The sequence below is a fragment of the Deinococcus terrestris genome, from assembly GCF_009377345.1.
GTDB classification, from domain to species: domain Bacteria; phylum Deinococcota; class Deinococci; order Deinococcales; family Deinococcaceae; genus Deinococcus; species Deinococcus terrestris.
Window position 1 is genome coordinate 123,555 of record NZ_WBSL01000003.1, and the last position, 6,446, is coordinate 130,000.

A 6,446-nucleotide genomic window follows, 5' to 3' on the forward strand; every position below is an offset into this window, starting at 1 on the left:
CCAGCGGCCAGAGCTGGAAGCTGGCGGCTGGAAGCTCTCACTCGATGATGAACAGGGTCTGCCCGTACTCCACCGGCTCGGCGTTCTTCACCAGAATCTCGCGCACGACGCCCCCGGTCTCGGCCTCGATCTCGTTCATGAGCTTCATCGCCTCGATGATGCACAGCACCTGTCCGGCGCTCACGGTGTCGCCCACCTTGACGTAGGCGGGCGCGTCGGGGCTGCTCGCCGCGTAAAAGGTCCCCACGATGGGGGCCTTGACCGGAGTACCGGCGCTGGCGGGCTTGGCGGGGGCCGCCGCGGGGGCAGGCGTCTCGGCGGCGGCGCTGGTGGAGGCCGCAGGTGTCGGAGCGCTGGGGGCCTCGGCGGGAGCGGGTGCCGGGCTGCTTGCCGCTGCTGGCTGGAAGCTGGGCGCCGCGTGGGGGGCCGGAGCAGGGGCGCTTGCCGGGGCTGCCATGCCCACCGCCTGCGGCCCGCGCTTGAGGTCGAGGGCGAACGAGCCGGTCGTCAGGCTGAACTCGCGCACGTCGGCCTGGCTGAGGGCGTCGAGGATCTTTTTCAGGTCGTCTGGGTTCATGGTTCCTCCCGGAAGGGTAAGCGGTGCGGGTGGGCTTAGGCGGTCACTCGCCGCCGAACAGGGGCGAACTGAACCGAGTCTAACGGCCGCAGGAAACGCCGCCCCCACACTCGGGAGGCGGCGCTTCGGGCGGGGGTCATCAGGCGCGGCTGAGGTACTGGCCCGTGCGGGTATCGACCTTCACGTCGGTGCCCTGCTCCACGAAGAGGGGCACCTGCACGACCGCGCCCGTCTCCAGGGTGGCGGGCTTGGTGCCGCCGGAGACGGTGTCGCCGCGCACGCCGGGGTCGGTCTGGGTGATCTTGAGAATGACCTGGTTGGGCAGCGTGATGCTCAGGGGCTTCTCGCCGTACATCGCCACCTCGATCTCGGTGTTTTCCTTCATGAACTTGCTGGCGTCACCCACCAATGAGGGGGGCAGGTGGACCTGATCGTAGGTTTCCAGGTCCATGAACACGAAGTCCGAGCCGTCCTTGTACAGGAACTGCATCTTCTTGCCCTCGACGTAGATGTCCTGCAATTTCTCGCCGCTGTTGAAGGTGCGGTCCACGATGGAGCCGGTCTCCATGTTGCGGAACTTGGTCACGACCTTGGCCCCGCCGCGCCCCATCTTGAGGTGCGAGTACTCCAGGCACTCCCACAGCCCGCCGTCCATCTCCACCTTGGTGCCGTTGCGCAGTTCCGTCACGCTGATCATGTCTGTCTCTCTCCTTGTTCCGAGCCCTGCCAGGGGCGCGGGCCGTGCCGGTGTGGCCGTTCCAGTCTGGATTTGGCCGGGGCGCTCCCCCAGGTCTGCCGGGGCGCCGCTCGGCAACAGGCCGGATTCTAGCAGAGGCGGCCCGGAGCGCACTCAGGTGCGCACCCGGAGCACACTGTCCAGCCGCCCCGCCCGTCCGGCGTCACCGTGCCCGGTGCCACGTGGACCCGTACCCCCTCCCCGCCAAGCTGCCAGCGGTCGCCCTGGAGGCCCGGCTGAAGGTCCAGCGGCAGCCCCGCCACTTCCAGGCGGTGAGCCCGCAGCGGACTGTCCCCCCACGCGAGGGCCGGAAACCCGACCAGTTCCACCTCGCCCCCCGGCCCACGCAGATGCAGGTAGCGGCGGTGCAGCAGGGCTCCGCCCGGCAGCGCGTGGAGGTTGAGCGGATCGAAGCCCACCACGGGCCAGGGCTCTCCCAGCTCCAGCACCAGGCGGGGGCCGGGCAGTGCCCGGAACTCGGCCTCCAGGGCAGCGAGGTCGGCGGCGGTCTTCGCGGCGGCCTGCGTCCCTGCCCCTCGCAACGCCTCGCGTGGGGACGGGCGTTCAGCCACGCCGACCCGTGCCCCCAGAGCCTCGTCCAATGCCGTGCCCGCCAGCACCTGGGCCTGCCACTTATCCCCGACTCGGGCCAGGAGATGGGCCAGGGCCGCGCCACTGCGGTAGGCCCACTCGCGGGGGGTGGCGGAGGCATCCTGCTCACCGTCCAGCCGGGACACCTCGTCCAGAAAGCGCGTCTCGACGAAGTGCGCCAGCCCTTCCCGCGTCTCCATCCGCCGCTCGTAGCGGACGTGCTCGGGGGCCAGCGCCGCGAACCGGGCCTGCCGCCAGGCCAGGGCGTGGCAGGCGTGCGCTTTCCAGTCCGCCGGGTGGGCCAGCGCCGCTGCGAGACAGGCGGCCTCCTCGGCGCGTGCGTGGAGGACCCCAGGGTCGGTGCGGGGATAGGTCAGCCCGTCCAGCTCGTCGGCCTCCCACGCGGGCGACGGGTAAGCGGCTTGGTGGACATGGAACGCCTCGTGGACGAGCAGGGCCGCGAGCCGCCGCGCGTCCAGCTCCGCCAGACCATCGGCCAGGATCCCCGCCGCGAGCGCCCCGCCCGGCAACGTGACCGCCGTGTTCGCCACCAGCGCCGGATGACGCCCCGGCCAGCGCCAGCCGCCGTCGGGGTGGGGGTGCCAGCCGGCCTCCTGCGGGTCGGCGCCAGTCAGGTGGGTTTCCTCGCCGTCGAAGCTGAGCAGGGGAACCTCGGCGGGCCGGAAGCCGGGCCACAGGTCCTCCGGCGCGGCCCGGACCTGCCTGCGGGCCTGTGCCAGTCGGGAGGAGAGCGGGGAAGGGGGCATGGGGGAGTGTACTGTGCCCCGCGCCCGCCCCGATTTGCTACACTGCCAGGGTTGCATGGCCCCCGCCCCCATGTCTCCGTGACCTCCTGTACAAAGAGACTGGGTCCGGGACGCGGCGCGGGTGAGGCGGCCACTGCGGACCCCGGAGGAAACACGCACATGGAACTGAGAGCCATCCCCCGCACCGGCCAGCAGAAGCTGGCGCCCGGACTGATCCCCGCCGTCGCCTACAACAAGGAGAAGAACGTCTCCTTCGCCATCGAGCGCAAGGCCTTTGACCGCGCCTTCCGTCAGCAGGGCACGACGGGCCTGTTCGACATCACCCTCGAAGGCGGCGAAACCTTCCCGGCCCTCGTCAAGACCGTCCAGATGGACAAGCGCCGCCGCGAGGCGATTCACGCCGACTTCTACCTGGTGACCTACGGCGAGCCGGTGCAGGTCAGCGTGCCCGTGCATACGTCGGGCAAGAGCCAGGGTGAGGTCATGGGCGGCCTCGTTGACATCGTGGTGCACAACCTCGATATCGTGGCCCCCGGCCCCCGCCGCATCCCGCAGGAAATCAGCGTGGACGTGGCTGCCCTGAACATCGGCGACCACGTGACCGCCGGACAGATCAAGCTCCCCGAGGGCGTCAAGCTCGCGGTGGACGAGGACCTCGTGGTCATCAGCGTGCTGCCGCCCCGCCTCAGCGCCGAGGAGCTGGAAGCCGAGACCCAGGCCGCCCAGGTTGCCGGTCTGGTCGCTGCCGGGGAACTCTCCGAGGAAGCCGCCGCCGCCGTGTTGGAGGGCGACGCCAGCATCGAGGAAGTCAAGGCCGAGGCCGCCGAGGGCAGCGAAGCCCAGCGCGAGACCGCCGAGGCCAGCGACGAGGCCAACCAGGGCTAAACCCCCTTTGCGTCGGGGCCGGGATTCCCAGTCGGGGGTCCCGGCCTTCGTTTATTCCCCTGCACCTCGCAAGCAGGTCACCCGTTCCCCGGACGGCCGCTCGCCGCAGCGCCGCGCCAGCTCGTACAGGGCGGGAAGGGCGCCTCCGACCCTGGTCAGCGCCGCCCCGAATTCGGGCACCAGCGTCGCGTAGGCCGCGACCGAGGCGAGGGCCGCGTTATTGACCCCGGCGGCGAACCAGCCATCGTAGCCCGCATAGCCACCCCAGCTCGCTTTGAGCGCCGCGTAGCGGTCCTGCAAGCCCGCTAGCACTGCCGCCTTGCGCGTGCGCATCTCCTCCGGCGCGAGGGGCTGCGCGTAGAGGGCCTGCAACTCGGCCCGCGTGCCCAGCAGCAGCGCCTCGAACGCCTGCGCCCGCTCCTGACCCACCTGGTCGGCCTCGGCCAGGTCCGGGGTGCCGTGGGCCGCCAGCCAGCGCCGCCAGCCTTCCTCCTCGACGGCGGTGGCGAAGGACTCGTTGTAGACGGTATCGCCGGGCACGTAGACGGCGGGGTGGGCGAGTTCATGGATCACGGTGCGGATCAGGGAGGGGTCGGGGTAGGCCAGCATGGTCGAGAGCACCGGGTCGCGCAGGTAACCCAGCGTGCTGTACGCGCTCACGCCCCCTACCCGCACGTCCTCGCCTGCCGCCCGCCGCGTGTCGGCGTAAGCCCGCGCGTCCGCCTCGCGGAAGTAGCCCCGGTAGCCCACGCATCCGGCCACCGGAAAGCAGGAGGTCAGCAGGTCCAGCCCGAACTCCGGTGCCCGGAACACGTTCCAGACGACGTAGGGGCGGCCCACATCCACATATTTGCGGTAGGCCCCCCGGTCGGGCAGACCCAGCTCGCCCACGGCGAAGGCGCGGACTTCCTGCACCAGCGCCAGCTTGCGGCGCGTCTCCGGCGGGGTCGTGGGGTCCGCCAGTACGTCCGCCACGGGCCGCGCCCGCACCAGCAGGTCGAGTTGCCCGGTCGCCGCCTGGGTCAGATACCGGACCTCGCCGCAGCCACTCAGGGTCAGCATCAGCACTCCGCCCACCACCCAGGCTTTCATGGGGTGCAGCATAGCGGCGGGCGCGTAGGCTGGAGCATGGTCCCCGAATCCCTGCCTCTCGCGCCCAATGGGGATGTGCCCAACAACCCCCGCCCCGTGCTGATTTACCGCGCCGCGCTGACGGACCGCACGCCTGCCCAGATTGAGGGGCATCTCTCCAAACGCGGCTGGACGAACGCCTGGCGAAACGGCATCTACGACTTCCACCACTACCACTCGACCGCCCACGAGGTCCTTGTGGTCGTGCGTGGGCAAGCTCGCCTCACCCTGGGCGGCGAGGGTGGCTCGCAGGTGCCGGTGGGCGAGGGAGATGTGCTCCTCCTGCCCGCCGGGACGGGCCACCGGAACGACGGCAGCAGCGCCGACCTGCTGGTGATCGGCGCCTATGCGGGGGGCCGGGAGTGGGACCTATGCCGCCCGGAGGAGACGGACGTGGAGGCGGCGCGGGAGAGGGTGGGGCAGGTACCGGACTGGGAACGCGCACCGACCGACTGAGTGGCCTCAACTTTAAGGGTGGCTTCAGGAGCCGCCAACGCCTCTTCTGAAGGGGAGTTCCGCCCGTCGACGGCTCCTCCGTACCCTGTGAACATGACGACCAAAGCCATGAGCACCCTCGCGCAGAAGATGCGTGGCATGGACTACTGCCTGCTGACCACCGTGAGCAGCCACGGCCGCCTGGCCTCGCGCCCCATGAGCAACAACGGCGAGGTCGAGTACAACGGCACCTCGTACTTCTTCACCTGGGCCGACTCGCGCATGGCAAAGGACATCGCCGGAAACAAGCACGTGCAACTGAACTTCAAGGCCGACAAGGGCTTTCTGTTCGTCTCGGTGCAGGGCGAGGCCCGCGTGCTCACCGACCGCCGCGTGATGAAAGACCACTGGCACGAGGAGCTGCGCCAGTGGTTCAAGGAGGGCCTCGACACTGAGGGGCTGGTGATGCTTGTCGTGGATGCCAAGCGCATCCAGTGGTGGGGCGAGGAGGACGGGCAGATTGAGTTGTGAGCGGACAGACTCCCCGCCGCCCATCGACCCCGCCAAGGTCTGGCGCTGGGCCTACGGCGACTTCCTCGCCAACACGGGGCGGGGCGTCCTAGCGGAATACCTCGTGGCGCGGGCCGTGGGCTGCACCCACCGTCCCCGCGTCCAGTGGGACGCCTATGACCTGCGAACCGACGACGGCCTGAAGATCGAGGTGAAATCGGCGGCTTACCTGCAAGCGTGGCCGCAGAGGCGACCCAGCCCCATCCGCTTCGACATCGGCCTCAAGTACGGGTGGGATGCCGAAACCAACGTCTCCGCGACCGAGGCGACTCGCTCGGCGGAGATGTACGTCTTCTGCGTTTTCACGGCGCGGGAGCGGGCGAGCGCCGACCCCCTCGACCTGGGGCAATGGTTCTTCCTCGTCTGCTCGACCCGCCGCCTGAACGCCCGCTTCGCCACCCAGAAATCAGTCTCCCTAACAGCTCTGGAGGGCTTGGGACTGGCACGGGTGCCGTTCGCTCTGTTGGGAGAAACGATTCAGCGTGAAGCGGCCAGCCCCCCCACAGGACTGACCGCTGATGGCTGAAAGCTGACTGCTTTCCTTACGCCGCCCCCACCTTCTCCGCAATGATGCCCTCAATGTACTTCACCACACTCTGGAGCGGCACCCGCGAGAGCACGTCTTCCAGAAAGGCGGTGACGAGCATCTTCTCGGCGAGTTCCTTGTGGATGCCGCGCGAGCGCAGGAAGAACAGGGCCTCCTGATTGACGGGGCCGGTGGTCGAGCCGTGCGAGCAGCGCACGTCGTTCGCGT

The 6,446-nt window shown here is 69.7% G+C and carries 9 protein-coding genes (1 of these 9 only partly in view); 4 read left to right on the forward strand and 5 right to left on the reverse strand.

Annotated features, from left to right (window positions below):
* Positions 1–37: 37 nt before the first annotated feature.
* The 3 genes from accB to F8S09_RS08980 form a co-directional block, all read right to left on the reverse strand.
* Entirely contained in the window at positions 38–577 is a 540-nt protein-coding gene (accB, locus tag F8S09_RS08970; protein ID WP_152871156.1) for an acetyl-CoA carboxylase biotin carboxyl carrier protein, read from the reverse strand.
* Between the two features lie 139 nt (positions 578–716).
* Positions 717–1,274 (reverse strand): elongation factor P, encoded by a 558-nt coding sequence (efp, locus tag F8S09_RS08975; RefSeq protein WP_152871157.1) that lies wholly within the window; start codon positions 1,272–1,274, stop codon positions 717–719.
* Between the two features lie 128 nt (positions 1,275–1,402).
* Positions 1,403–2,671: a hypothetical protein gene (locus tag F8S09_RS08980; RefSeq protein ID WP_152871158.1), complete on the reverse strand. Its 1,269-nt coding sequence runs from the start codon at positions 2,669–2,671 to the stop codon at positions 1,403–1,405.
* A gap of 159 nt (positions 2,672–2,830) precedes the next feature.
* On the opposite strand from F8S09_RS08980, the gene F8S09_RS08985 reads away from it, so the two are divergent.
* Positions 2,831–3,556 (forward strand): 50S ribosomal protein L25/general stress protein Ctc, encoded by a 726-nt coding sequence (locus tag F8S09_RS08985; protein WP_152871159.1) that lies wholly within the window; start codon positions 2,831–2,833, stop codon positions 3,554–3,556.
* 51 nt (positions 3,557–3,607) lie between these two features.
* Here the strand turns inward: F8S09_RS08985 and F8S09_RS08990 are convergent, their stop codons facing one another.
* Positions 3,608–4,648, reverse strand: a complete 1,041-nt coding sequence (locus F8S09_RS08990) for an aminopeptidase (RefSeq protein ID WP_194165288.1) — start codon at positions 4,646–4,648, stop codon at positions 3,608–3,610.
* Between the two features lie 36 nt (positions 4,649–4,684).
* Here F8S09_RS08990 and F8S09_RS08995 point away from each other — a divergent pair, with 36 nt between their 5' ends.
* The 3 genes from F8S09_RS08995 (at position 4,685) to F8S09_RS09005 (ending at position 6,218) form a co-directional block, all read left to right on the forward strand.
* Positions 4,685–5,143 carry a cupin domain-containing protein gene (locus tag F8S09_RS08995; protein WP_152871161.1) on the forward strand — a complete coding sequence of 153 codons (459 nt, stop codon included), beginning with the start codon at positions 4,685–4,687 and terminating at the stop codon, positions 5,141–5,143.
* 93 nt (positions 5,144–5,236) lie between these two features.
* Complete coding sequence (locus tag F8S09_RS09000) at positions 5,237–5,653, forward strand: pyridoxamine 5'-phosphate oxidase family protein (RefSeq protein WP_152871162.1); 417 nt, start codon at positions 5,237–5,239, stop codon at positions 5,651–5,653.
* Complete coding sequence (locus F8S09_RS09005; protein ID WP_152871163.1) at positions 5,643–6,218, forward strand: hypothetical protein; 576 nt, start codon at positions 5,643–5,645, stop codon at positions 6,216–6,218. The genes F8S09_RS09000 and F8S09_RS09005 overlap by 11 nt, the downstream gene beginning before the upstream one ends.
* Positions 6,219–6,234: 16 nt before the next feature.
* Here F8S09_RS09005 and sufD read toward each other — a convergent pair whose 3' ends face one another.
* Positions 6,235–6,446, reverse strand: partial view of a Fe-S cluster assembly protein SufD gene (gene sufD / locus F8S09_RS09010; protein WP_152871164.1) — the end only. 1,147 nt of this gene lie beyond the right edge of the window; only the last 212 of its 1,359 coding nucleotides appear in the window; the start codon falls outside the window, past its right edge — the gene reads right to left on this strand; it ends in the stop codon at positions 6,235–6,237.